Raw genomic sequence first — 24,805 nt, 5'->3', positions numbered from 1 at the left:
GGCGCAGTTCAAGCCGGCATCAGCCAGGCGGACACCGGCATCGCAATCGCCGCTCCCAGGCCGATACCGGCCAGCACGTCGCTGGGATAGTGATGCGCAGCGATCAGGCGGCACACCGCCAGCAGCGCCAGCGCGCCGGCGGCGATGGGGATGGTGGCGGGCGCCGCATGGGCAATCGGCACCAGCGCGGTGGTCAGGGTCATGCAGTGCCCGCTCGGGAAGGAATACTTGTCCAGCACCTTGGTGAGCGATTGCAGCGTCGGGTCCCGGTCGAACGGACGCAGGCGCGCCACGCTGCGCTTGAGCGTCCGGTAAAACAGGTGTCCGATCAGGGTGGACAGCAGCGCCGCCTGCAGCACAGCGACCGGATTGCGGATCTGCGAGAAGAAAATGGCGGCGGCCAGCGGCGCATACACCCACCCGTTACCTAGCAGATTGATGATGTTCGTTGTAAAGCGGACGATGCGGTAGCGCGCAACCGGCGCGATGCGTTGTACAATAATTAACTCCAGCCGCCCTGCCCGCACCAGGGTGCAGCGCCAGCGGCTGGCAGGCTCCAGCACGATTGTTTCCGAAGTTTGCGATTGCTTAGGTCGACGAAAAGGAAGAGACATTTTGATGCATCCTCACAAAGAAATGGAACTGCCAGACGCTCCCGGGAACGCCTCATCCGATCCCGCCAGCCGGGTCTACAGCCAGCGCTTCCACATCGCCCTGGACGGTAACGGCGCCAACGGCCTGGAAGGCATGGCCGGCGTGTGCCTGTTTCTGTTCGACGAAGTGTCGCAAGGCTACGCGTACAAGATTCGTTACTACGACGGCATCGCCGCCGGTCACGCGGTGTCGGTCAACCCGTCCGGCACCATCGGTTTCCTGGGCAACGCCGGCCAGCACCTGCTGTTCTACGACGCCCACACGCTCGACGAGATCGGGCGCGTGTCGACCCTGCGCTACGAATGTCCGCCCTCCTCGCTGCAGGGATCGACCCATCTGGTATGGATGTCGGACAAGGAATTCATCACCGTCATCGGCGCCCACTTCTACCGCTTTTCCGTCGATGCGCTGGAGCACGGCGAACGCCTGTGCGCGCACAAGCTCAAGCTGCCGCACGGCATGAAGCGCAGCGCATCGGGCCGCTACATCGTGTACGGCTCGATGGACAGCCCGCACGACGGCCGCCGTGGCGAAGCCTGCCACGTCGCCATCCTGGACCTCGAATCGATGACGGTGCGCGTGGTCGATCTGCCGGCCACCTGCTGGCACGTGGCCGCGCATCCGGCCGAGGACCGGTTCTACGGCGTCTCGTTCCGGGTGCTGCCGCAGGATCATGTCGATTATCACGAGTGGGCCATGGCCTTTCTGAAAGAATATGCCTTTGAAATCGATGCGGCCAGCGGCCAGGTGCTGCGCCACTGGGCGGCCGGGCGCGAGATCCCGGCGCACATCAATTCCGATGTCTGCCTGTCCGATAGCGAGCTGATTTTCTGCAACGGCGGTAGCCAGAACGTGATCGCCATTGACCTGGCCACCTTCGCCAGCTACCGCCAGCTGGTCGACGAACGCCCGGACGCCGCGGCGCAGCTGAACCGGGCGCGCGAGGTGGGGTCCCAGGTCGCTGACGTTTTCACGCGTGGCAATTTCTTTTCAAACAGCCAGCACTTCCTGGGTGCGCTGCAAGTGTCCCGCAAGTCCTTGCTCGATTCCATTTATGGCTGCCAGTTGTCGGCCGGCCAGTCGCTGCTGTTTACCGCCAACCGCGGACTGAACCACATCACGATCTACGACTACCCTACCGGAACCTTGCGCCTGCGCGTTGAGATGCCCCCGCTGCAGACGTATTTTTCGTGGATGTCGCCGCTGGCCGATCCGCGCCTGGGCTTTCACCACGCCTGGCTGCTAGGGTGACGCCGGCGGCGCCAGGGCCTGGCCCGGCGCTGGCGCACCGCTGAACCCGGCGGCGGCATTGATGGCCTTGGACAAATTGCGAGGGATCAGGGTCGAGACGATGTTTTCGACCAGGCTCAGAATCGCCGGTTCGAACGCGGCCGGCAGGCGGTTCAAAAATCCCGGCTTGAGCGTGAAGCTGCCGTCGAAGGTCACGCGGGTGCCGCGTCCCGCCATGGCCGGCTCGTAGCGCGTGCTGCCGCGGCATGCGATGTGCTCGGGCAGCACCGACGGCGTGATCGCCCATTCGCAGACGTGCGCGGCGTCGTCCCATTGCGCCCGGTCGACCCAGGAAATGAGCTCGCCCCCCAGCGCACCGCGCAGCATCGCCGGAATGGTTTGCCGGGCTTGCCAGCGGTTCACCAGCAGCAGGCGGCCATCGCTGCCGGTGCTGCGTTCGAGCTGCACGATGGAATCGAGATCGTCCAGCTGGACTGCCAGCTCGGCCAGATGATCGCGCATCACCAGCCAGATCTGGTCGACCGGACGCTTGACCATGGTAAAGCTATGAAAAGGTGTCATTGCAGCTCCTGGGTGGATGGCATGCCGGCGCGTGCACGGTGCGCGTCGTCGGCCAGGGTCATCGAGGTGCGCACTTCGCGGCTGATGTGCGGGCTGGCCGCCAGCCAGGCGCATGCTTCGGCCAGCGCGGCGCGGGCCGGCATGGGTGCGTAGCCGAGCTGCGCGATCTTCGCGTGCGCATACCAGTAATAGCGGCCGATCATGCGCGCCTGCTCGCGGCTGGTCAGCGGGGCGCGCCCTTGCAGGCGGGCACGCACTTCCTCGTACGACGCCGCCAGATAGGCCGCCGTGTGATTGACTTCCAGGCGCGGACTGTCGACGCCGCACAGGGCGGCAATGGCGGCATGGATCGCATTCCATTCCAGGTTTTCGGATCCGAGGATGTAGCTTTCGCCCGGCGTGCCGCGCGTGGCGATCAGCCAGTGGCCGTGCGCCACATCGCGCACCGACACGATGTTGCAGCCGCCCGGATAGGTCAGGCGCAGCGGATCGTTGAGGTAGGCCACGATGACGCCGTTCGACGGCCCCAGCACGGTCGCGTGCGGGCCGACCGACATGGTCGGACAGGCCAGCAGAATGTCGACACCGCGTTCGCGGCCAAGGGCGATGGCCAGCCGGTCCTGTTTGATTTTCGACTGGATGTAGGGCGGCTCCACAAACCCGTCATCCGGGCCGCCGCGCTCGTCGCGTACCAGTGGCGCCGTCGACGAACCGAACACGACGGACGACGAGGTGATCACCACGCGCCCCACCCCGGCCAGCGCGGCGGCTTCGATCATGTTGCTGGTACCGGTCAGGGCCGTACGGTCGAGTTCTGCCGCGCTGATGCCGCTGTAGGCGAAGCGCGCCGCCGCGTGAAAGACCACGTCGCAGCCGGCGCACAAGGCCGCCAGGCTGGCGGGCGTATCGAAAATGTCGCCCTCGACGTGTTCCACGGCCAGGCCGTGCAAGGCGCGCCTGTCGCTGCCGATGCGGGTCATGGCGCGCACCGCGCACTCGCGCAGCAGCAGTTCGCGGCACAGATTAGCGCCGATCAGGCCGTTCGCTCCCGTCACCAGTGCGCGCATATGCCCTCCCCTCAGGTGCGCGGCCAGAGCGCTTGCACGCTCTTGCCGAGATCGCGGGCGACAGCCTCGCCATAGCCCTGCCAGAAGCTGCCCACCCATGCGGTGAGCGCGTTCTGCGGCGCCGATGCGGCGGCGGGCGCCTCGAAATGGGCAAAGCCATCGTGGTCGATGTGCGCCTTGCCCGGCGCCGCCCCGGGCTGCAGCACGCCCTCGAACAGGGTGGCGGCAAGGTCGCCCAGGGTGGTCGCCAGCTCGGCGAGCGCGTCCACAGGGCGCGGCGCGCTGTCGTGCGGCGTGGACGGGACATGCCGGGCCATGCCGATGGCAATCTCGCGCCCTTCCAGCAAGGCTTCGAAATTGGAAAAGGTGCGGGCGAAAAAGGTGGAGTAAGCGTGTTCGGTCAGGCGGTCCCTGAGTTCCGGATAGCGTTCGAGCTGCAAGCTTTCCAGCAAGGGCGGCAGGGCAAACAGCTGGCGCCCGAAAATGCTCACGCGGGTACCGCCGCCGGTCGCGGAAAAAGTGATGATGCCGTCGTCGAACACTGCCGACGCGTTCTCGGAATGCACCGTTTTCCAGACCATGCGCTGTTCGTCATCCTTGTAGTGCACGCTCTCGATCTTGGAAACGTCGATTTCCTTGCCGCCCCACCAGGCGACGTAGTTCGGCTGCGGCAGGTAGACGTTGCGCTCGGCCTGGTGCAGCGGCCTGCCCTGCGCGTCGCGCGTGAGCACGCGCAGTTCGCCGCCGATGTAATCGTTCATGTACTCGATCGAGCGGGCGATGTCGACGCGGCTGGCAAAGTCGGCCAGCGGCACGGGAAACGCGCGCTGGTATTCGAACAGCACCGCCTGCTCGATGCGGCGCCAGCGCAGGGGGCCGGCGACCTCAGGCGGCGTGGCCAGCCAGCCGCGCAATTCGTCGAGCTCGCGCTCCATGGCGAGGAAATCGGCATCGCTGCAAGCGAGCGTGGCGGCGCAGAGGCGCGCGTCCTTGCGCAGGAGCCGGTCCTTGGCGCCACCGATGCGCGCCGCTTCCACCGCCGCCGCCCATGCCCCCAGGGCCCAGTTGGCGTAGACCAGCAGCGCCCTGGCGGACGGGTCGTCGTCCAGGCGACCCAGGCGCGGCGCGATGGCCTGGTTGCATTTGGCGTCGAGCGGATGCTTGAAGGGAAACAAGGCGGTGTCGACCTGCTGCAGCCACGGCGCGCTCAGGCGCATCAAGGTGGGCGAGCGCTGGCGCTGGCGCGTGGCATCGACCAGCATGGGATCGGGCAACAGAAAGCCGGGAAACGGGGCCAGCGAGCCGACCAGGCCCGACAGGGAGGGACGGCCCAGGCGCGCGATCAGTGCCGCGATCAGCGGCGAACTGGCGGGATCGGCGCCCATCTTGATGGCGGTGGCGCAGTCGACCGCCAGCACATCGTTGCCGGCGATAATGGCGTGCGTGGCCAGCGCACGCGGCGCCTGCAATCCGCCCGAGCCATGGACGGCGCCGCAGGCATCGACGATGGCGACGTGCGGCGCGCTGGTCTCCAGCAAGGGCAGCAGCGCCAGCCAGGGATCGGTGCGCAGCCGGTAATGATCATCCTTGTCGGCCAGCGGCAGCGCGTACAGCAAGGTATTCATGCACAGCGCCACGTTATCGTGCTGGTCGGTGCGGCACTTGGCGAAGACGATGCGCAGGTCCGCTTCGGTCCAGGCGCGCGAGAGGCGCCCGGCCCACTGGTCGTGGCCGGCGGCCGCCGGCACGTCTGGCAGCTGCTCGGACAGGTCGATGACATCGTACGGCGTGCCGCTGCCGGTCACGTACTGGTAGCCGAGCAAGTCCGCGAGCACGGCGACGTCGCGGTTCCCGAGCCAGGTGCTGGCGCTGTCGGCGCTGGAGGCAATGGCGAGGCTGGTCCAGCCATCGGCGGCGAGCAGGTCGAGCAGCGCTTCGACCAGCTCGCGGCGCACCACCACCGGGCTGTCGGACGCGAACGCGGCGAGGTCGAGCAGAACGATGGCACTGTTCCTGTTCGCGTCCGGCATGGCCGGCAGGCAACCCGCCTGCCGCAGCGCCAGGCGCAGCAGGTCGGCCGGGCTGGCGGCGGCATCGTCGGCAACGGCCACCGCCGGCCCGGCACGGACGGGGGCGCGATTGTTTGCCATCGCCGCGTTACTTTTTGCGGCCGGCTGATGCCGCTGCCGGCGCGTCGGACGCCCCGGCATCCGGCGCGACTCCGGCCGCAGGCAGCGGCTGGCCGACGCCGACCAGCGCACAGGCCCAGTTCATATACGCGGTGCCGAAGCGGATGGTGTCGTCCACGGCGCCCATCGCGCCGCGCAGCGCCAGCTCCACGCCGGTTTTTGCCACATCGCCGGCACCGACGCTGCCGCTGCCGAAATCGAGCAGGACTTGACCATATTCGACGGCGGAACGCCCATAGCGGTTGGCGGATGTCTGCAGCGACGTTTTTGCGGCATTCTTAATTTCATCAAGAGCGACGGCCATGATGCTCTCCAATATCAAAAGGGTGACCTGATGGAAGTGAAGTGTTAATTCGGGGCAATAGGGATGCACTGCTTACATGCTATCGGAAATAAGGCAGCCCAATCGCCAGCGACTGATGTCGATGAACAAGCATTGATCTGTGTCAAATTCTGCTGTCAGGCAAGCTGCGGATAGCCACACGCACGCGCCTCGTGGGCGAGCGCGCCGATGCGGGCGTAGTGGTCGTCGCCGCACTGCGCGAAGGCGCGGATCGACACAGCCGCCATCAGGCTGGCGAGTTCCGCCGACGGCGTCAGCAGAGCCCTTTGCAGGCACTGGCGCACGCAGTGCGGCACGGCGGCGCCGGTCACGAACGGCAAGGCGGGCGATGGCGCCGAATGGCACAGGATGGCTAAGCCATCGAGGCTGGACGGCTCTTCCCGGCGCAGATAGCCGAGCGTCACGCAATCGATGGCCGCCAGGTCGGCCTCGCCGGTCTGCACCAGCGACAGGCTGGCGCGGTGGCTGCCCGACCACCTGAGCGCGCCGAAAAACCGCCCGTCGCGTGCCAGCGGCGCCACGGCATGGCGCAGCGCGTTCATGCCGCTGTGGGAATCGATATCGTTAGCGGCGGCGACGCAGCCGCGCGCGTCGGCCAGCGCCCCGATGGCGCCGTCGGCGCGCACCACGATGGCGCTGGAATAACCGCTGCCCTCGCAGCCGGGAAACGCATACGCGGGCGTGGCGACCAATCCGACATGAGCGCGCAGCCCGGTGACGTAAGGATAGCCGCACGTCTGGCTGAGCAGCATGTCGGGACGCTTCCAGAAGTGCGGCAACGCGGGCGCGCGTTCGAGTTCGACGGCGCCGCGGAAGCCGTCCGCGCGCAGCACGTCGACCAGCGCCGCGCACAGGGCTTCGTACCCTGCCCTGACGCCGGCCGACACGTTATACATGGGGAAAGCGGCTTTCCACGTCATGGACTGACTCCGGCATATGAGGATGAACTGGCGGGTCGACCGGCGCCACGCCGAAGCGGCGCATCAGTTCGCCGTACCCGCGCACATAAAACCCGCCGCTGCGGGCGATATACGCATCGCGCCGCGCGTGATACACCCGCCCCAGCAGGTACCAGGGCAGCGACGGAAAATCGTGGTGCACCAGATGAAAATTATTGTTCAAGAATAACAGGCGGAAGACAAGCCCCGCTTCATTGAGCACGATGCGCTGCTTGTGCTCTTCGGCCGGACGATGCTCGTAAAACGAGCGGATCATCACCAGCGACTGGGCCGGATAGGAAATCGCCAGCACATAATAGAGTGCCGACACGCCGAACACCGCATCCACCGACCACAGCATGGCCGCGAGCATGCCCAGATGGCGCAGCCACATCGGCACGTTGCTCCAGTCCCCCCGCAGCGGCTCGCGCACGGCCTGCGCCCACGCACCGGCAATCGCGATGGCCGGCCCCACCAGCATCCGTCCCCAGAAGGTCTTGTTCAACCACAGCAGCGCCTGCATCGGCCTGCCCAGGCCGGCCCAGGTAGCCGGCGACACATAATAGCTTTCGGTATCGAGCGCCGGCATGGTCAGGTGGAAATCGACGTGATGGCGCAGATGGCTGTCCCGATACAGGCGGTAGGGATACCACACGGCCAGCGGCATGGTGCCGAACAGGCGGTTGAGCGCGGGCCAGCGGGTGGGATGGCCGTGGATCAATTCATGCTGAAGCGACATGTACCACGCGCACCACCAGACCATCAGCCCGGTGGCGGCGGCCGTACCCAGCTCGCGCCAGAACGCCAGCGTGGCCAGCCAGCCGCCGTGGATGACGGCAATCAGCAGCCAGGTCGGCCACTGCGCCCACCACAGCAGGCGCGCGCGTTCGCCGCGAATTTGCCCCTGCTGCGCCGCATCCATGTAGTTCGAGCGCGCCTGCCGTTCCAGTCGTGATTGCATAAGTCATCCTTGGTTGCTCACACTGGAATTGTGGGTGGCTGCGGCAGGTCAGATGTTGACCTGCCGCATCACCGACCCGCGCGCGGCGGCGCCGTGCGATCAGAACCGCGATTTGACGCGCAGGCCGACCGTGCGCGGACGCGCCATGAACAAGGTATCGCCGGGCTGGATGGCGATGCTGCTGGTCGTGACGTCGCTCACCTTGTTGCCGTTCGTGAGATTGGTGCCGAACAGCCCCACTTCGATGCCGCGCGTGAGGTAGGTCACGGTGGCGTTGAGCGTGTTCGATGATGGTATTTCCGCATAGCTTCCCTGGGCGGCGGCAAAATTGGTGTAGGCGCGGCCCTTGTAGGCATAGCTGGCCGCCAGGGCGATCGCATCGCTGCCGGCCAGCGGAATGCGGTAGCTGGCGCTGACGCTGGCCGCCACGCGCGGGGCGTACGGGGTGCGCGCACCGGCCGGGATATTCTGCGCCGCGATACCGGTGATCACGGCATCCCTGGCGTAGGCGTGGTTGTAGGCGGCATTCAAGCCGATACTGGCGTGCCGGGTCAGCTTGACGGACGTTTCCAGCTCCACGCCTTCGCTGCGGATCTTGCCGGCGTTTTGGGTGAAGTAATATGTGCATGGCAACTTGTTAAACACCTGCACATCGTTCCAGTTGGTGAGGTAGGCGTTCACATTGAGCGTCATGCGCTGCCCGAACAGCGTATTCTTGGAGCCGGCTTCGTAGCTCCACAGGCTGTCCGGCGCAAACGTGGCCGGCGCGTTCACGCCGCAAAAGTTGAACGGCACCGGCTGGTTGTTGCCGCCGTAGCGGAAACCCTTGCCCACATTCGCGTACAGCATGTGTTGCCGGTCGATGTGATAGGCGGCCGCGAAGCGCGGATTGGCGCCCTGGGCGGTGGCGCTGCTGCTGCTCGTTTCCGGGCTGCCGACCGGCGCACCGGGCGTCGCGCCCACCAGATTGCCGAACAGGCCGCTGAAGTGCAGGTCGAAATCCTGCTTGCCCTTGAACAGGCGCAGCCCGGCGGTCAGGTCGAGCTTGTCGAACACGGTGTAGGTGCCTTCGGCAAACAGCGCGACCTGATGCGAACGGGTATCTTGCCGGCCCGAGAAGTAGTTGTCGGGCGTGCTGGCCAGGTCGTTGGCCTGCGAGCTGTAGCCGGGGAAATTGCGGGTCTCGCCGAAGCGCGCGTCGAAGCCGGCGGTGGGCTGTTCCTGGCGCAGCTTGCGCTTGCCGGTTTCAAAAAACGCGCCCGCGGTCCACTTCAAGGGGCCGCCATGGCGCGAGTTCAGGCGCAGTTCCTGGGCCAGGCCGGTGATGGCATTGTCGATCGCATAAGCCGACGCCATCAGGGGATTCTTGCCGCTGAAGATGAAGGCGGTGGCCGGATACTGGGCCGACGTGGCGTACTGCGTATCGCGGTGCAGATACGAGGTCGACGACACCAGCTGGGCGCTGCCCAGATCGTAGTTCACGGCCAGGTTGTACAGCTGCAGCGCATCGTTGCTCTTTTGCGGCAGCAGCGCATAGGTGGTGAACGGCGCCAGCCTGGCGTAGGCATCGTTGATGCCGCCCTTGATGTTGGAGGCGGTGACGCTGGCGTCGACCACCAGGCCGGGCTGGGCGCGGATGCGCAAGGCGGCGCGGCCCTGGTTGGTCGAGACGGCGTTGGTGGTGGCGCCATTGAAAGCGTTGCGGATGTAGCCCGAATCGGCGCCGGTGTAGGCCGTCAGGCGCAGGCCCGCCACCTCGTCCCTGAGCGGCACGTTGAGCATGCCGCGCAGGTTGTGGTTGTTGCCGCCGAAGCCGGAGGTACGCGACCCGACCGCTTCCACCGAGCCGAACAGGTCGTTGGCATCGGGCTTCCGGGTAATCTGGCGCACCGCCCCGGCCATGGCGCTGGCGCCGAACAGCGTGCCCTGCGGGCCTTGCAGCACTTCGATGCGCTCCAGGTCCAGCACCCGCAGATCGGGGTTGCCCGATTTGAGCGTCACCGGCATGTCATCCACATACACCGCCACCAGCGACGAATCCTGGATTTCGGACGGCACGATCCCGCGCACCACCAGAGCGCGCATGGTGATGTTGTTCACGCCCGGCCCCTGCTCCTGCACGCTCATGGCGGGCACCAGGCTGGAGATATCGCTCAGGTTGCCCAGCCCGAATCTGGCCAGGCTTTCCGGCTGCAGCACCGTGATCGCTGCCGCCACCTGCTGCACGTCGACCGCGTTGACGGCGCGCGTGGCGGTGATCTCGACGCGGTCGATCTTGTCGGAATCGCTGGTCCCGGCGGCCTGGCGCGCGGCGGCGCGCTGCGCGGCGTCCCCGCTCACCTGCTGCGCCTGTGCCGTGGCGATAAGACCCAGCGACAACAGCGCCAGCGCTCCGTGTGCAATCAACTGCTTCCTCATCACTCTGTTCCAATCCGTTTATTGATACTGCAGGCAAAAAAAGTGTATCGACGCCATCCATGCCTGACCACGAAGATTACCGACTTTGCTTATCTGGAAATGTTAGCCAGGACCGGCGAGGCGGGCCCGGCCGCAGGCGAGCATCGCGGCGACGACTGTCGCTTGGAGGACCTGGAAAGGCGGGGGCATCGTCAAGGCGGGTCGGGCAGGAGGCAGGAACGGGCAACCGCTGCGCGTGCCGTTGCCTCCGGTCGTGGTCGAGGCGCCGGAATGATCGAACATTTCGACAACAATGTCAATTTTCACATTGTTCGTCGACGCCTCTCAAGCCTCGTCCGCACCGCTCCCGATGCGCCGGGCGGACGCCGGCAAGACGTGCGCACGGGTAGAATACAGCGATCGCTGCGCGCCGGACGGCCCGCAGCGGCCAAGGAGAAACGCGCGCAATGCACATCAGCCAGCACCCCACCCATACCCTCGACCTGCGCGTGCGCGAGCTGCGCCAGCTGTTTAACTCGCTCGATCCGGCGCCCTTCCTGAACAAGGACCTCGACCGTGCGTGCGAGGCCTACATCGAGAACTGGGCGCTGTCGCTGCCGCACGACTGCCACCTGCACCTGACCATCCATGTCGAACAGCTGCCGTCCGCGAGCGAAGCGGGCACGCTGGTGGGCGACGCCATCCACAACTATTACGGTTACAAGATCGAACTGGTGCGCGGCGAGCTCAGGCAACTGCTGCGGCTGGGCCGCCTCAGCCTGGGCGTCGGCCTGGTCTTCGTCGCCGCCTGCCTGCTGCTGGCCGAAGCCATCACCAGCTTCATGCCCGGTCCCGCCGCGAAAATCGCCCGCGAAAGCCTGACCATCATCGGCTGGGTGGCGATGTGGCGCCCGGTCCAGATTTTCCTGTACGACTGGTGGCCGCTCAAGGGGCGCATCAAGGTATTTGAAAACTTGCGGTTTGCCCGCGTGAGTGTGATCCAAGCCTGAGCCATGGCAACGCCTGGCTTATTTAACATGCAACTAATGTTGTGAATGCGCATCAAACCAGACCCCCGATTGCAACAAGAGTGGCAGCAATGCGGGCAATTTGATTCATAATCGACTATCCGTTTCCAGCGGCCGCCGGCAGCCTTGCCGGCGTGCCCATGCCCGGCATTGCTCCGCCACCGCCTCCATGTGGCCTTGCTGCCACCCACGACTTTCGGGTTGTTATGCCGCTTTTCTCCCGCCTCTTCCTGTGCCTTGTCCTCACTACCTGCCTGCCGGCCACGGCGCAGGCCGCATCGTCCGGGGATGAACGCATCCACGCCGAACTGGCGGCGATCCGCACGCTCTCGCGCACCTCGACGGCCGATGCCCTGCGCCGGCTCGACGCCCTGCGCGCGAGCGTCGGCAAGGACACGCCCTACCCGCTGCGCCGCGAACTACTGCGCACCGAAGTGTGGCTGCACGAGGACGCCGGCCAGCTCGAGCGCTCGTACGAGGCCGAACGGCAGGCGCTGCAACTGGCGCTCGAGAACAACGATCCGGCCTTCGCCGCGCGGGCCCGGCTCGGCGCCGTACGCCAGTTGCTCGACCAGAACCGTTCCAGCGAAGCACTGCTAGCCCTGGCCGGGATCCGCGCTGCCGTACCGGTCGACGCCCCGGTCGCCGTGCGCCACGCGCTCGAACACGTCCAGGGCGACGCCTACAACGGCAAGGGGCAGTTCGACAAGGCACTGGCAGCCTATCTGAAGTCGCTCAAGCTGCTGCAGGATGAGCCGGACGAGAGCGAAGGCCGCGCCACCGCCATGGCGCGCATCGCCCGGGTCTACAACAACATCGACAATCCGGCCAAGGCCATCGAGACAACCCGGCAGGCGCTGCTGGAGCGCAACGTGCCGATGCGCACCGTGGGGCGGCTGCAGTTCACGCAGGGCATCGCCTTGCTCAAGCTAAACCGGGGCAAGGAAGGCATCGCCGCGTTCAACAACGCGCTCGCAACCGCCAAACGCGGCAAACTGACCGGCCTGGAAGCCGAGGTGCGCGGCAACATCGCCGATTATTTCCTGCGCCAGCACGACTACGTGCGCGCCGAACAGGAGGCGCTGCTGGCCATGAAAGCGTCCGAGCGGGTGACCGACGTGAACATGATCCTCATGGCCAGGGCCAACCTCGGTTTCGCCCTGATGGGCCAGAAGCGTTTTGCCGAAGGCCTGCCCTACATCGATGGCGTGATTGCCGATCTGGACAAGGCCGGCGCCACGGCCGACCTCTACGCCATGCTCGACGAAAAGGGCCGCATGCAGGAACAGGCCGGCCTGTACAAGGAAGCGCTGGCGACCGTGCGCAAGCAGCAGGCGGCGCAGCAAGCCGATGCCCGCGCCGCGCGCGACCGCGCCGTGGCCGCCTTGCAGGAAGAATACGAGGCCGGCCAGCGCACGCGCCAGATCGACCTGCTGCGCCGCGAAAACCTGGTCAAGGATGCCGACCTGCGCAGCCGCCGCATGCTGCAGCTGCTCACCACCTTCGCCGCCCTGCTGACCGTGGCGGCGGGCGCCTTCGTGTATGTGCTGTACCGGCGCTCGGCGGGCAGCAATGTGCGCCTGAACCAGCTCAATACCCAGCTCACCTACCATTCGCAGCACGACGCCCTGACCGGCCTGTACAACCGGCGCTCGTTCCTGGAAAAGATGGCGGCGCGCCCCGCGCACGACGAGCGCGGGCGGCGCAACGATGCCCTGCAAGGCGTCGACTGCATCGTCCTGATGGACATCGACCACTTCAAGCACATCAACGACCGCTGGGGCCATGGCGTGGGCGACACGGTCCTGGTGGAGGTCGCGCGGCGGCTGAGCGCGGCGGTGCGCGATAGCGACATGGTGATCCGCTGGGGCGGCGAGGAATTCCTCATTTACGCGCCCGGGGCCGACCCGGCGCACATCGCCGACATCGTCTCGCGCGTGCTGCATGGCACCGGCGCCACGCCGGTCGAGGCCGGCACCTGCAGCGTGCCGGTGACGCTGAGCGCCGGCGTGGTCACGCTGCCGTTGGCCGGCGTCGTCCACAGCGGCTTCGACTGGGAACGCGCCATCCGCCTGGCCGACTGGGCGCTCTATCACGGCAAAGCCAATGGGCGTAACCAGGCGCGCATCGTCACCCGCCTGTCGGCACCGCTCGAGACGGTGCTGGCGGCCCTGGACGGCGCCGCCGGCGCCGAAGGGCTGATCGACATGGATTGCGTACGCGGTCCCGCGCAACCGGCGGCGTGAATCGTGCGGCCCACGATGGGCGGCCCACGATGGGCGGCCTGCGCCGGCTTCCCGTCAAAAAAGTTGTAAAAACCGACAAATAGAAAAATATTCAACTAGTCAATTTGCAACGCCCGCGTGCCGGTTTATAATGCTTTCCAGCAAACAACAATTTGTTGTGAGAACGATTGAATCCACGTGGAGAAACACTTGAAAGCCAGATTACTGCACACTGCCGCATTGTTCATGTTGACCCTGCCCGCGAGCGCGGCCAGCGCCGCCCCGGCGGAAGAGCCGGCGGAACTGTACACGCGCCTCGAGCGCTATCACGTCAAGTATTCGCTCAACGACGATTACACGAGCGCCGAAACGCACGACTGGGCGATGAAAGTGCTCAAGGAAAAAGCCCTGTCCAATGCCAAGGAAGCGTCGATCTCGTACAGCACCAGCATTGAAAAAGCCGAAGTGCTGAGCGCCTACACCATCAAGGCCGACGGCCGCCGCATCGAGGCGCCCAAATCGAATTACCAGGTGGTCACCAACACCGGCAACGACAAGGATGCGCCGGTGTATTCCGACCGGACCACGCTCACGGTGGTGTTCCCGGAAGTGGCGGTCGGCGACACCGTCGGTTTTTCGTACAGGCTGACGCAGACCGAACCGATGTTCCCCAAGCACTACTCGATCGTCCAGTACTTCCACCGCGGCACCGCCTACGACGACGTCAAGATCACGCTCGACTATCCGGCCGCGCTCGCGGCCCAGCTCGACGTGCGCGAACTGACCCCGGTCGCCAGCACCGAAAAGAACGGCCGCAAGGAACTGTCGTGGAGTTTCACCAACAAGGTACCGCTCAAGAACAAGCGCCGCGATTATTCCGTGTACGACGTCGACACCCTGCCGGGACTGGCGTTTTCGACCTTCAAATCGTATGCGGACATTGCCCAGGCCTATGGCGCGCGCGCCACGCCGAAAGCGGCCGTGACCGAGGAAGTCCAGGCCCTGGCGGACCAGATCGCCAAAGACCAGAAGACGCCGCGCGACACCGCCCGCGCCCTGTACGACTGGGTGGCCACCAACATCACCTACGCCGGCAACTGCATCGGCACCGGTGCCGTGGTCCCGCACGACATTTCCTTCATCCTGAAAAACAAGATGGGCGATTGCAAGGACCACGCAACGCTGCTGCAAGCGCTGCTGGCGGCCAAGAAGATCGAGAGCACCCAAGCGCTGATCAACGCGGGCAGCAGTTTCAAGCTGGCCAAGGTGCCGGTGGTATCGCGCGTCAATCACGTGATCAATTACCTGCCGGCGTTCGACCTGTTCGTCGACTCGACGTCGGACTCCACGCCCTTCGGCATGCTGCCCTACAGTTCGCAGGACAAACCGGCTTTGCTGGTCGACGGCTTCAAGGAAGGACTCAAGACCCCGGCCTCGCAGCCTGGATCGAATGCCCAGACCATGAAAACGCGCATCAAGATCAACGATGACGGTTCGGTGACCGGCAGCGTGGACGTGGCGACCAAGGGCCAGTATGCCCTCGGCCCGCGCAGCGGCCTGCGCGGCGCCGGCAAGGAAATCATGGATGACATGGTCAAGAACGTGCTCAAGAACATGGGCTATACCGGCACCGGCAAGTTTGAAAGCGACGACCCGACCGCCTTGACCGATACCTTGAACTACAAGGCCAGTTTCGAGTTCAAGAATTTCACCCAGTTTCCCGGCGCGGGCGCCTTTGTCATTCATCCGCTGTTCACCAGCAGCTCGCCCGTTGCGGGCTTCATGCTGGGTGGATCGGACGACGACGAAACGCTGACCGAATTTTCCTGCTCCAACGGGGCCAGCCTGGAAGAATATGTGTTCACCTTCCCGAAGAAGATGAAAGTGCTGGCCGTGCCCGATAACATGACGGTCAAGTCGGCCAACGTGAGCTACAAGGCGACTTATCGCTTGAAGGGAACCCAGCTGACGGTCACGCGCGAGATCGACGACCGCACCCGCGGCAACGTCTGCGCCCCGGCCATTGCGGCCGAGTACAAGGCGTTTTCCAAAAAGGTGCTGACCAACCTGAAAGCGCAAGTCGTCTATAAATAAGCGACTTTGGCATTCCCGAAAAAGCTCACCGCCAGCAATGGCGGTGAGCTTTTTTTGGCCTGTACTTTGCCCACATCAGCATGGCGGATGCGCCAGGAAGAACGCCTGTTCACTGGCATCACTGATCTGTCTTCAGATGATGTCCCTCGCCCGGCGCGAATTGACCTATCACATTTGATAATTACCGGAAAACAACGTTAGCGGAGAACCGGAGCTGGCATTCATGACACCGCCACCGCCGGGCGAGGTGTGCGCCGCCGAAACGCCGGCCGTGCGCCGCGTGGTTTTTTTGCCGAACCCATCAGAAACGTATCGAAAGTCATAAACGATCTTGTATAGTCGCTCAACTGTCTCGGAAAACACACATTTTTGAGCGCTACCTTGTTGCCAGAGCCGCCAAAAGGCGCTCCCGGCCGGCTGCCCTGGCGATGTAAGGGGATGCTTGGGCCGTACCAGACGCGTGACCAACGCAGCGCTCAACGTCACGAAAGGCAACGGTGTTGACATTCGCACAGCTTCAACGATTGCTTGGGGTGCTGTTGTTGCTTCTGGGCGCAAGCGTGATCGCCGGCTGGGTCCTGCGCTCGCAGCAGCTGGTGCAGATTGTGCCGGGTGCGGTCGCGATGGTGTTCAATACCGCGCTGTGTTTCGTGTTTGCCGGTGCCGCCCTGACCGTCTCCGAACGGCGGCCGCGGCCGGCGCGCACGGCGCGCACATGGGCGTGCCTCGCCATGCTTGCCGTGAGCGGCGTGGTGGCGCTGCAAGACGTTCTGGGCATCGATCTGCGTATCGACGAGCTGTTCGTCGATGTCTGGCTGGCCGACCCCAACCCCCATCCAGGACGCATGTCGCCGCTGACCTGCGGCGGCTTCTGGCTGGCCGCCGCCTGCATCCTGCTGCAGGACAGGCAGAGCGCCGACGGCAACGCCGGCTGGCTGATCCAGCTGCTGTGCCTGGCGCTGGTGTCGCTTGGCATCCTCGGCGTGACCGGCCATTCGCTCAAGCTCGAACTGCTCTATGAGTGGTACCAGTTGGTTTGGATGGCGCCGCATACGGCCGTCGGCTTTCTGTTGCTGGGCAGTGCTTTATGGCTGCGCTGGTATCAGGCCGTCAAAGCAAGCAGCGCCAGCCATGAACGCGGCGACAAGCGCATCACCGCGATCGCGACGATTATCCTGCTGTCGATGGCGCTGACGGCCGGGATGGTCAGCTCGGTCATGTCGGCCCACCGCACCGAAGCGGCCTTGCACCTGAATATGCGTGCGGCGCATTCCAATCGCGCCCAGCTGTTGGATTTTGTGTTGGAAAACACGATCTTGCAGGCGCGCTCGCTCGCGAGCGACCCTGCCCTGCTCAAGGAATACGCCAGCTTGCCCCCAGTTTCCGATCACATCGCCATTGAGACCGCGCTGGAACGGCATTTGCTCAGCGATGGTTATTCCTCGGTGGCCGCGGCCAGCCAGAATGGGACCATGCTGCTGCGCGCCGGCGCGCCCACCACCGGCGCGCCGATCACCCTGCGCCTGAACGATGCCCAGGAACTGCTCTGGTCGAATGTACCGATACTGAAGATCGCGGTGCCGGTGCGAAACGGCGACGTCGCCATCGGCACCATCCTGGCCGAGCGCGAGCTGCCCATCGTGCAAACCCTGCTGGCCGATGCCGCGCTACTGGGGAAAAGCGGCGACATTGCGATTTGCGCCGCAACCGGCAACGATCGCATGAATTGCCTGCCGACCCGCCTGAACCCGCGTGGTTTTACCGGCTTGCCACGCATGCGCGACGGGGCGAGGCTGCCGATGAGCAATGCCCTCGATGGCAAGACCGGACTGACCGTGGCGAAGGATTACCGCGGGCGGGTGGTCGTCGCCGCCTACGGGCCGATCGGCTCCAGCGGCCTGGGCCTGGTGCTCAAGGAAGACGCGGTCGAACTGTATGAGCCGATCCGCACGCAAATATCGACCATGGCGGCGGTACTGGCTGTGCTGTTCATTTGCGGGATGCTGCTCTTGCACTGGCAAGTCTCCCCGCTCGTTGCCGCACTGCTGGCAGCCAGGCAAAAGGCGCGCTCGGGCGAAGCCAAGATCCAGGCGGTGCTCGACAATATGGCCGAAGGCCTGCTGACCATCGACGAGAACGGCAAAGTCAGATCGATCAATCCGGCCGCGGCCGCCATGTTCGGCTATGCGGCGCCAGAGCTCCTCGATACCTCCCTGACCCGGCTGATCCCGGGGTGCCCGCCGCAGGCCGGCGAGCCTGCGCAGCCCGGCACAGCGCACGCGGGGCAAGTGAACGGACAACGCAAGGATGGCAGTCTGTTCCCCCTGCACATCGCGGTGCGCGAGGCGCTCCACGACGGTGGCCGCATGTCGGTGGCGATCCTGCGCGATATCAGCGACGAACGCAAGGCGTCCGAAGTCAGTTCGCGTTTTAGCGCCTTCCTCGACGCCACCCCGAATCTGGTGGCGTTCGTCTCCGGCGAGCAGCAAATCCTGTATCTCAACGGCGCCGGCCGCGGCTTGCTGGGCATTGCGGCGCACGAAGACGGCATCGGCCTCTCCATGAAAGAGTTTGCCTGCCCCGACACCGATATCGGTTTCCTGGGAGGCATTTTCATGGAAGCATCGCTTGCGGCCTGGCGCGGCGAATTCGCCTTGTGCAACCGCGCCGGCGGCATGGTCCCGTTTTTGTTTTCAGTGGTCCGTATCGAACATGAGGAGGGCGAGCCCAGTTCGTATGCGATGGTGGGGGTCGATGTCAGCGAGCGCAGGCGCGCCGAGGACGACCTGCGCAAGACGCTGGACCGTTTCAACCTGGTCGCGCGCGCCACCAACGACACGGTATGGGACTGGGAATTCGGGACCGACCAGATCTGGTGGAACGCCGGCATTGCGCACACCTTCGGCCACGACATGGCCAATAGCGCGGCACCGGCCCAGTGGTGGGTCGACCAGATCCATCCCGACGACCGCGACTGGGTCCTGCGCGAGGTCGACCATGAAATTCACTCTGGCGGCCAGTACTGGACCGGCGAATACCGCTTCCAGTGCGCGGACGGCACGTTTGCATACGTGCATGATCGCGGCTACATCATCCACGACGACAAGGGGGAGGCGGTGCGCATGATCGGCGCCATGATGAACATTACCGAGCGCAAAAATGTCGAAGAACGCATGCGCCAGCTGGAAGAACGTTTCTCCAAGATTTTCAGTATGAGTCCGGTTGCCATCACCGTCAGCAGCATGGCCGATGGCCACTTTCTGGAGGTCAACGATGCATTTTGCGCACTGATCGGGCACGAGCGCAGCCTGCTGCTGGCGCGGCCCGCCTCCCCGCCCGATTACTGGCTTGCGCCCGAAGCCCATCTGTCGATGATGGCGCGGCTGCGCGAGGAAGGCTCGATCAGCGACTTTGAAGCGGCCATGCGCACGGCCGACGGCGCCGTGATCAGCGTTCTGCTGTCAGCCGACGTGGTGGAACTGTCGGGCGTGCCCCATCTGCTGTGCTTGTACAACGACATCACCCATCGCAAACAGACCGAAGATCAACTCCGCCTGAGCGAGGAAAAATTCCGCTCGATCGTCGAGACCACCAAGGACTGGATATGGTCGCTCGACAGCGAGGGTTGCATCCGCTATTCCAACCCGGCGGTCCAGGCCATGCTCGGCCACCAGCCCGATGAACTGACGGGCAAGACGATGCTGCGCTACGTGCACCCGGACGAACAGGCTATCGTGGCCGACAGGTTAAGCCAGCTGCAGCGGCGCGGCGAGGGCTGGAGCGGCTGGCTGATACGCTGGCGCCACCGCGACGGCAGCGATCGCTATCTGGAATCGTCGGCGGTGCCGGTGTTCGACCGCGACGGCACCCTGACCGGCTATCGCGGCACCGACCATGACGTTACCGCAATTAAAAAGTTTGAAATTCAGTTGCAGGAAGCCAAACACAAAGCGGAATCGGCGAACGAAGCCAAGAGCGAGTTTCTGGCCAATATGAGCCATGAAATCCGCACGCCGATGAATTGCATCATCGGCTTCACCCGGCTGCTGCTGAAAACCGAACTGTCTTCTCAGCAACATGAGTACATGGAACTGATCGACACGTCCGCCGACTCCTTGCTGCGTCTGTTAAACGATATCCTCGATTTTTCCAAGATGGAGGCAAAGAAACTTGTCCTGGAAAAAACCGCGTTCGATCTGCGCGAAGAAATCGCCAATGTGTTCCGGACCCTGGCGGCCGGGGCGGCGGAAAAGCACCTGGAGCTGGCGTTCGACGTCGCGCCCGAGGTCCCGCGCATCATCGTCGCCGACAAGGGCCGGCTGGCACAGATACTGATCAACCTGGCCAGCAACGCCATCAAGTTCACCGCGCGCGGCGAAGTCGTGCTGACGGTCAGCCAGCGCGCGCGCCAGGCTGACAGCGCCGAGCTGCGCTTCAGCGTGCGCGACACGGGTATCGGCATTTCACGCCAGCAGCAAGAGCATATTTTCGAGTCGTTCGTCCAGGCCGATGCCTCCACCACCCGCGAATACGGCGGCACCGGCCTGGGGCTGGCAATCGTCTCCCAGCTGGTCGCGCTGATGGGCGGGCAGCTGTGGGTCGACAGCGAGCCGGGGGTGGGCACACAGTTCCATTTCGCAGTTCCGGTCCAGCTTGCGCAGAGTACGGCGGCGCCGGACAAGAGCCCGCGCGACGCCGGACTGCAACACAAGGCCGTGCTGGTGATCGACGATAACGCCACCTCCGGCCAGATTGTCGTGAACCTGCTGCGCAGCTGGAAAATGCGCCCGCTGCTGGTGCAAGACGGCGCCGAACTGGCACGCCGGCTGCAGGGCGGCGCTGCGCCCGCCGGCCCGTTTTGCGCGGCCATCTGCGGCGCCTCGTTCCTCAGCGAGGGCGCCAGCGCGCTCGGCGTCGCCCTCGGCGCTGCCGGGCTGCCGGCGACATCGATCGTCGTCATGCTGCCGCTGCAGGACGACGGCGCCACGCTGCAAGCCGGCCTGGCGGCAGGGTTGACGGCGTTTATCAAGAAGCCCATCAGGCATTCCGAGCTGTTCAACGTGCTGATGGGGATCGTCGAGGGCCGTGCCGATAGCCCGCTCCGGGCCGGCGTGGAAACGAGCGCGCCGCCGCCCGCGCTGTCCCTGCAAAAACGCCTGCGCGTGCTGGTCGCCGACGACCATCCGGTCAACCAGATGCTGATCGCCGAGCTCCTGCGCAGCCGCGGGCACACCTTCACCATGGTCGGCAATGGCGTCGAGGTGCTGCGGATGCTGGAGCAGGAGTCGTTCGACGTCATCCTGATGGATGGCCAGATGCCCGAAATGGACGGCTATCAGACCACCGCCGAGATCCGCCGGCGCGAGGCTGCTTCCGGTGCCCATATCCATATCGTTGCGGTGACCGCCCACGCGATGTCGGGCGACCGCCAGACCTGCCTTGAGGCGGGCATGGATGACTATCTCTCGAAACCGATCGAACCGCTCGATCTGTATGCCTGTCTCGAACGCCCCTGGTCGGACCCGCACACGCCGCCCGCGCCAATGCAGCCGGAGCCCGAGCCCGAGCCCGGGCCGGCCGCCGGCACGCCGGCCCGCTCGTTCATCTTCGACCCCGACCTGGCGCTCGAACGGGCACGCGGAAAGCGCAATTTATTGATTCTCATGGCAAAATCGTTCATCGATACCGCGCCCGAGCTGGTGCGCCAGTTGCACAGCGCCCGCGCGAGGCCCGATCCCCTGCTGCTCGAACGCGCGGCGCACCGCGTCAAAGGGGCGGCGGCGACGCTGGCCGGCGACGCCACCACGCAAGCGGCGGGCGCGCTCGAGGCCATGGCGCGCCGCGGCAATGACGCCAGCCACGACGACCTGGACAGTGCAGCACGCTACCTCGCACTGCGCATCGATGAACTGGCCGCCACGCTGGCCACGACTTTGGATTTGAACCAATGAAAGTACTTGTCGCCGATGACGATCCGATTTCCGTTCTATACCTGCAGGACGTGCTCGCCGAGTGGGGCTACGAGGTCGTCGTCGCCGCCGATGGCTTGAGCGCCGAAGCGATCCTGCGGGAAGAAAATGGTCCCTTGCTGGCGGTGCTGGACTGGATGATGCCGGGGCTGGACGGCATCGATGTCTGCCACAACATCCGCCAGGCCGGCATGGAGCGGTATGTGTACATGATCATGCTGACCTCGCGCACCGAGACCGAATTCATCGTCGCGGCCATGAACGCCGGGGCCGACGACTACATCGCCAAGCCCTTCATCGCCGAAGAGATGCGGGTGCGCGTGCGCGCCGGGCGCCGCATCGTCGACCTGGAACAGGAACTGCGCAGGCAGGCCACGCGCGACGCCCTGACCGGCATCTTCAATCGCGGCGCGATCCTCGACGTGCTGCAAAAGGAGATTGCACGGCATGCCAGGACAGCGAATTTCCTGTCCGTGATCTTCGCCGATCTCGATCACTTCAAGGCCATCAACGATACCTACGGCCACCTGGCTGGCGACGAGGTGCTGCGCGAAGCGACGCGCCGCATGGACTCGACGCTGAGAAACTACGATTCTTTCGGGCGCTATGGCGGCGAGGAGCTGCTCGCCGTGCTCCCCAACTGCGACCCCGAAGGCGCCCTCGCCGTCGCCGAACGGATGCGCGCAGCCATGGCCGATACCACCGTGCATACCCCGTACGGCGACATTGCCGTCACGGTCAGCATCGGCATCGCATCGGTGAGCAACGCCGATGCGGCCGATATGACCGCCCTGCTGCACCGCGCCGATGGCGCCCTGTATGCGGCCAAACTGCTGGGGCGCAATTGCGTCACCGCGGCACCGTGACTGAACATACGCAAGCGGCGCCACGCACATCGGCAGCGGCGGGGCCGCGATGATGCTGTCCGCGACTGGCGTGGCAATCCACCCGCGCGTCTAGTTCGCGCCGCCGGCGCTCAGCGCTGCTGCGAGCACAGCCTCGATATCGATCCGCTTCAAGCCCTCGTTGACAATCGCGCGCACCCGCGCGCCCTCGGCGTTGGGACGAAAGCAAATATAGAGTTGCTTGTCTTCCAGCAGGCGCGGATGGAAACGCAAGGTCGGCGCCAGCGGGCGCAGGTCGGCGTCGTTGCGAATCAGATGGTCGTACACGCGCCGGTCGATCAGCACCAGCGGCACGCGCCTGGCGGCGAGCTTGCGCAGGTTTTGCTTGTCGTTCACCGCGGCATCGACCATTTGCTTGCCCTGACGCACCCGCGTGTCGAACTCATCGGTATTGACATAGCCTTCCACGACGCCGATCCGGTATGTCGACAGGTCGGCCATGCTGCCCCATTGAACCGGTGCTGCGGCGTGGTAGGCAAAGCCGAGCGGACCGCTGCCGATCGGGTCGGAAATGAGAAACTCGCGTGCCAGCCCGGCCGAGAAGTATTCGGGGTAATACCCGGCAAAGGGAGAATTGTGTTTGATCAGGGCCGTGGCCCGGGTCCATGGAAAGTATTGAACTTCCAGGCGGTAGCCCATGCTGGCCAGCGCGGCGGCGATCACCGCCGTTATGGCGCCTTGCCGCGGCAGCGACGCTCCCGTGTAAGGTGGCCATTCGAGCGAGGAGAGCCGTATGATGCGGGTGCTGTCGGCAGGCACGGGGCTCGCGGAGCCAGCCAATGCCGCGCTGGAACCGAACAGCATGGCCAGGCCACAAGCCCACGCCGAAAGAAAATGGACGCCCGGTCGCATAGTTGGAATCACTGATCAGGACAACGTTCTGTCGATACGAAATCATACACCCAAACAGCGATATTTGCCCCAGGGAAATGATATTATCCAGCCATTCGTGCGCGCGCTGAGCAGAGGAAAACGCTGGCTGTCGAGCCATCATCATAATGAGATAAGCTTGGTTTCCTGCTCATATTTCCCATCTCGCCCCGCCCAGCCCCGCCGGGTTCGGGCACGCCGCTTGGTGTCCAAGGAACAAGGACTTAGGTCATCGCCTGTTTTTTCGCCGCTTGAGCCCGCTCAATCGCCCTACAATTCGCACACCATTGGCCCGCTTGATGGCGCGATCAGCTACACTCGGCAGCATACGCGCCCTACACTGGAATAATAAATAATGAGAAATCTCGCAGCCGCCATGGCCATTGCCGCCCTTGGATTCATGACGGGTTGCGCCACGCCGCCGCCGGGCGAGCCGCAGCTGATGACGATTGATAGTTCGCGCTTACCGCCGGCAAACATCAGCCTGACGATTCCCGGCCTGAGCCAGTGCACCGACAGTGGCGACCTCACCCTGAAACTGAACGCCCAGCAGCCGGTCACCGTGCTGGTGCATGGCTGTTTCAGCTCGGCCGGGCGCTACCGCGGCATGGCCCAGGTGCTGGCCTTTCACGGCCAGCAGACCGTGTGCTTCAGCTACAACGACCGCGACAGCCTGGTGGCCAGTGCCGGCCAGCTCGATACGGCGCTCAATCAGTTGAGCCAGAAATTGGATAACAAGCACATGACCGTCATGGGTCACAGCCAGGGAGCCCTGATCGCCCGCAAGGCGATGTCGGTGACCAAGCCCGCCGCCATCGAGGGCGGGGATGTAACAATGCGCCTGGTGACCGTGTCCGGACCGTTCGGCGGCATTGCGGCGGCGCGCCATTGCGGCAACCCGCTGTGGAGGACGCTGTCGCTCGGACTGGTTGCGCCGATCTGCCAGATTGTCACAGGCGATAAATGGTCGGAAATTACCTACACGTCACCGTTCATCGTCGAGCCCGGCGCACTCGATCCGCGCGTGAAGGACTTTCTCAAGATCGTCACCGATGAAGGTGGCAGCTGCCGGCGCATGAGCAACGGCGCCTGCGTGGAATCGGATGCGATCTTTTCCCTGGCGGAGCAGCGCAACCCGGCCGTTGACCGTGACCCGCTGGTCAACATCGTGGAAGTGAAGGCAGGCCATGTCGAGATTGTGGGCAACAATCGCACCGGGCCGGTCAAGCTGATCACCGTTTTGCAGGAACACGGGGTGATCAAGCCGACCGAGCCGGATCGGAGGGAGAAGTTTGGCCAATTGCTGACGCGCTTGTTTGGAGATGCAGCCCAGTAAGGCCGCGCAGCGCGTCA

Annotated in this window: 16 protein-coding genes; 7 read left to right on the top strand and 9 right to left on the bottom strand. The window is 64.8% G+C overall.

Annotation, left to right across the window (positions count from 1 at the left end; genetic code table 11):
* Positions 1-8: 8 nt before the first annotated feature.
* Complete coding sequence (locus RBA41_RS23825; protein ID WP_306626721.1) at positions 9-563, bottom strand: phosphatase PAP2 family protein; 555 nt, start codon at positions 561-563, stop codon at positions 9-11.
* 55 nt (positions 564-618) lie between these two features.
* Between RBA41_RS23825 and RBA41_RS23820 the strand changes: the two genes are divergently transcribed.
* The gene (locus RBA41_RS23820; protein ID WP_306626720.1) at positions 619-1,905 is read left to right on the top strand and encodes a hypothetical protein; all 1,287 of its coding nucleotides are present in this window, start codon (positions 619-621) and stop codon (positions 1,903-1,905) included.
* Here the strand turns inward: RBA41_RS23820 and RBA41_RS23815 are convergent.
* From RBA41_RS23815 to RBA41_RS23785, 7 genes are all read right to left on the bottom strand, one after another.
* Positions 1,897-2,466, bottom strand: coding sequence for an SRPBCC family protein (locus RBA41_RS23815; RefSeq protein ID WP_306626719.1), 570 nt, complete (start codon positions 2,464-2,466; stop codon positions 1,897-1,899). The genes RBA41_RS23820 and RBA41_RS23815 overlap by 9 nt on opposite strands.
* Positions 2,463-3,533, bottom strand: a complete 1,071-nt coding sequence (locus RBA41_RS23810) for an NAD-dependent epimerase/dehydratase family protein (RefSeq protein ID WP_306626718.1) — start codon at positions 3,531-3,533, stop codon at positions 2,463-2,465. The genes RBA41_RS23815 and RBA41_RS23810 overlap by 4 nt, the downstream gene beginning before the upstream one ends.
* 11 nt (positions 3,534-3,544) lie before the next feature.
* Positions 3,545-5,683, bottom strand: a complete 2,139-nt coding sequence (locus RBA41_RS23805; RefSeq protein ID WP_306626717.1) for a DUF362 domain-containing protein — start codon at positions 5,681-5,683, stop codon at positions 3,545-3,547.
* Positions 5,684-5,690: 7 nt separating this feature from the next.
* Entirely contained in the window at positions 5,691-6,095 is a 405-nt protein-coding gene (locus tag RBA41_RS23800; protein WP_306626716.1) for a hypothetical protein, read from the bottom strand.
* A gap of 86 nt (positions 6,096-6,181) precedes the next feature.
* The gene (locus tag RBA41_RS23795) at positions 6,182-6,985 is read right to left on the bottom strand and encodes a phosphate/phosphite/phosphonate ABC transporter substrate-binding protein (protein ID WP_306626715.1); all 804 of its coding nucleotides are present in this window, start codon (positions 6,983-6,985) and stop codon (positions 6,182-6,184) included.
* Positions 6,954-7,964 carry a fatty acid desaturase gene (locus tag RBA41_RS23790; RefSeq protein ID WP_306626714.1) on the bottom strand — a complete coding sequence of 337 codons (1,011 nt, stop codon included), beginning with the start codon at positions 7,962-7,964 and terminating at the stop codon, positions 6,954-6,956. Before RBA41_RS23790 ends, RBA41_RS23795 begins: the two co-directional genes overlap by 32 nt.
* 99 nt (positions 7,965-8,063) lie before the next feature.
* Positions 8,064-10,370 (bottom strand): TonB-dependent receptor, encoded by a 2,307-nt coding sequence (locus RBA41_RS23785; protein WP_306626713.1) that lies wholly within the window; start codon positions 10,368-10,370, stop codon positions 8,064-8,066.
* A 458-nt stretch (positions 10,371-10,828) separates the two neighbouring features.
* Here RBA41_RS23785 and RBA41_RS23780 point away from each other — a divergent pair, with 458 nt between their 5' ends.
* The 5 genes from RBA41_RS23780 to RBA41_RS23760 all read left to right on the top strand — a co-directional run bounded on the left by RBA41_RS23780 (position 10,829) and on the right by RBA41_RS23760 (position 22,543).
* The gene (locus RBA41_RS23780; protein WP_306626712.1) at positions 10,829-11,371 is read left to right on the top strand and encodes a hypothetical protein; all 543 of its coding nucleotides are present in this window, start codon (positions 10,829-10,831) and stop codon (positions 11,369-11,371) included.
* A gap of 224 nt (positions 11,372-11,595) precedes the next feature.
* Complete coding sequence (locus RBA41_RS23775) at positions 11,596-13,635, top strand: GGDEF domain-containing protein (protein ID WP_306626711.1); 2,040 nt, start codon at positions 11,596-11,598, stop codon at positions 13,633-13,635.
* Positions 13,636-13,824: 189 nt separating this feature from the next.
* Positions 13,825-15,708, top strand: coding sequence for a DUF3857 domain-containing transglutaminase family protein (locus tag RBA41_RS23770; protein ID WP_306626710.1), 1,884 nt, complete (start codon positions 13,825-13,827; stop codon positions 15,706-15,708).
* A 533-nt stretch (positions 15,709-16,241) separates the two neighbouring features.
* Positions 16,242-21,659: a PAS domain S-box protein gene (locus RBA41_RS23765; RefSeq protein WP_306626709.1), complete on the top strand. Its 5,418-nt coding sequence runs from the start codon at positions 16,242-16,244 to the stop codon at positions 21,657-21,659.
* Positions 21,656-22,543 (top strand): GGDEF domain-containing protein, encoded by an 888-nt coding sequence (locus RBA41_RS23760; RefSeq protein WP_306626708.1) that lies wholly within the window; start codon positions 21,656-21,658, stop codon positions 22,541-22,543. The genes RBA41_RS23765 and RBA41_RS23760 overlap by 4 nt, the downstream gene beginning before the upstream one ends.
* A 90-nt stretch (positions 22,544-22,633) precedes the next feature.
* Here the strand turns inward: RBA41_RS23760 and RBA41_RS23755 are convergent, their stop codons facing one another.
* Positions 22,634-23,386: a substrate-binding periplasmic protein gene (locus RBA41_RS23755; RefSeq protein WP_306626707.1), complete on the bottom strand. Its 753-nt coding sequence runs from the start codon at positions 23,384-23,386 to the stop codon at positions 22,634-22,636.
* Positions 23,387-23,807: 421 nt separating this feature from the next.
* Here RBA41_RS23755 and RBA41_RS23750 point away from each other — a divergent pair, with 421 nt between their 5' ends.
* Entirely contained in the window at positions 23,808-24,788 is a 981-nt protein-coding gene (locus RBA41_RS23750) for an esterase/lipase family protein (RefSeq protein ID WP_306626706.1), read from the top strand.
* Positions 24,789-24,805: the final 17 nt, after the last annotated feature.

The sequence above is a fragment of the Massilia scottii genome (assembly GCF_030846495.1).
Classification (GTDB): Bacteria; Pseudomonadota; Gammaproteobacteria; order Burkholderiales; family Burkholderiaceae_D; genus Telluria_A; species Telluria_A violaceinigra.
This window is presented reverse-complemented; position numbering and strand designations above follow the sequence as displayed.

Coding starts and splice junctions, on each gene's coding strand:
- RBA41_RS23805 (WP_306626717.1), bottom strand. CDS start 5,683: ATGGCAAACAATCGCGCCCCCGTCCGTGCCGGGCCGGCGGTGGCCGTT.
- RBA41_RS23795 (WP_306626715.1), bottom strand. CDS start 6,985: ATGACGTGGAAAGCCGCTTTCCCCATGTATAACGTGTCGGCCGGCGTC.
- RBA41_RS23775 (WP_306626711.1), top strand. CDS start 11,596: ATGCCGCTTTTCTCCCGCCTCTTCCTGTGCCTTGTCCTCACTACCTGC.
- RBA41_RS23810 (WP_306626718.1), bottom strand. CDS start 3,533: ATGCGCGCACTGGTGACGGGAGCGAACGGCCTGATCGGCGCTAATCTG.
- RBA41_RS23755 (WP_306626707.1), bottom strand. CDS start 23,386: ATGCTGTTCGGTTCCAGCGCGGCATTGGCTGGCTCCGCGAGCCCCGTG.
- RBA41_RS23760 (WP_306626708.1), top strand. CDS start 21,656: ATGAAAGTACTTGTCGCCGATGACGATCCGATTTCCGTTCTATACCTG.
- RBA41_RS23790 (WP_306626714.1), bottom strand. CDS start 7,964: ATGCAATCACGACTGGAACGGCAGGCGCGCTCGAACTACATGGATGCG.
- RBA41_RS23780 (WP_306626712.1), top strand. CDS start 10,829: ATGCACATCAGCCAGCACCCCACCCATACCCTCGACCTGCGCGTGCGC.
- RBA41_RS23820 (WP_306626720.1), top strand. CDS start 619: ATGCATCCTCACAAAGAAATGGAACTGCCAGACGCTCCCGGGAACGCC.
- RBA41_RS23815 (WP_306626719.1), bottom strand. CDS start 2,466: ATGACACCTTTTCATAGCTTTACCATGGTCAAGCGTCCGGTCGACCAG.
- RBA41_RS23750 (WP_306626706.1), top strand. CDS start 23,808: ATGAGAAATCTCGCAGCCGCCATGGCCATTGCCGCCCTTGGATTCATG.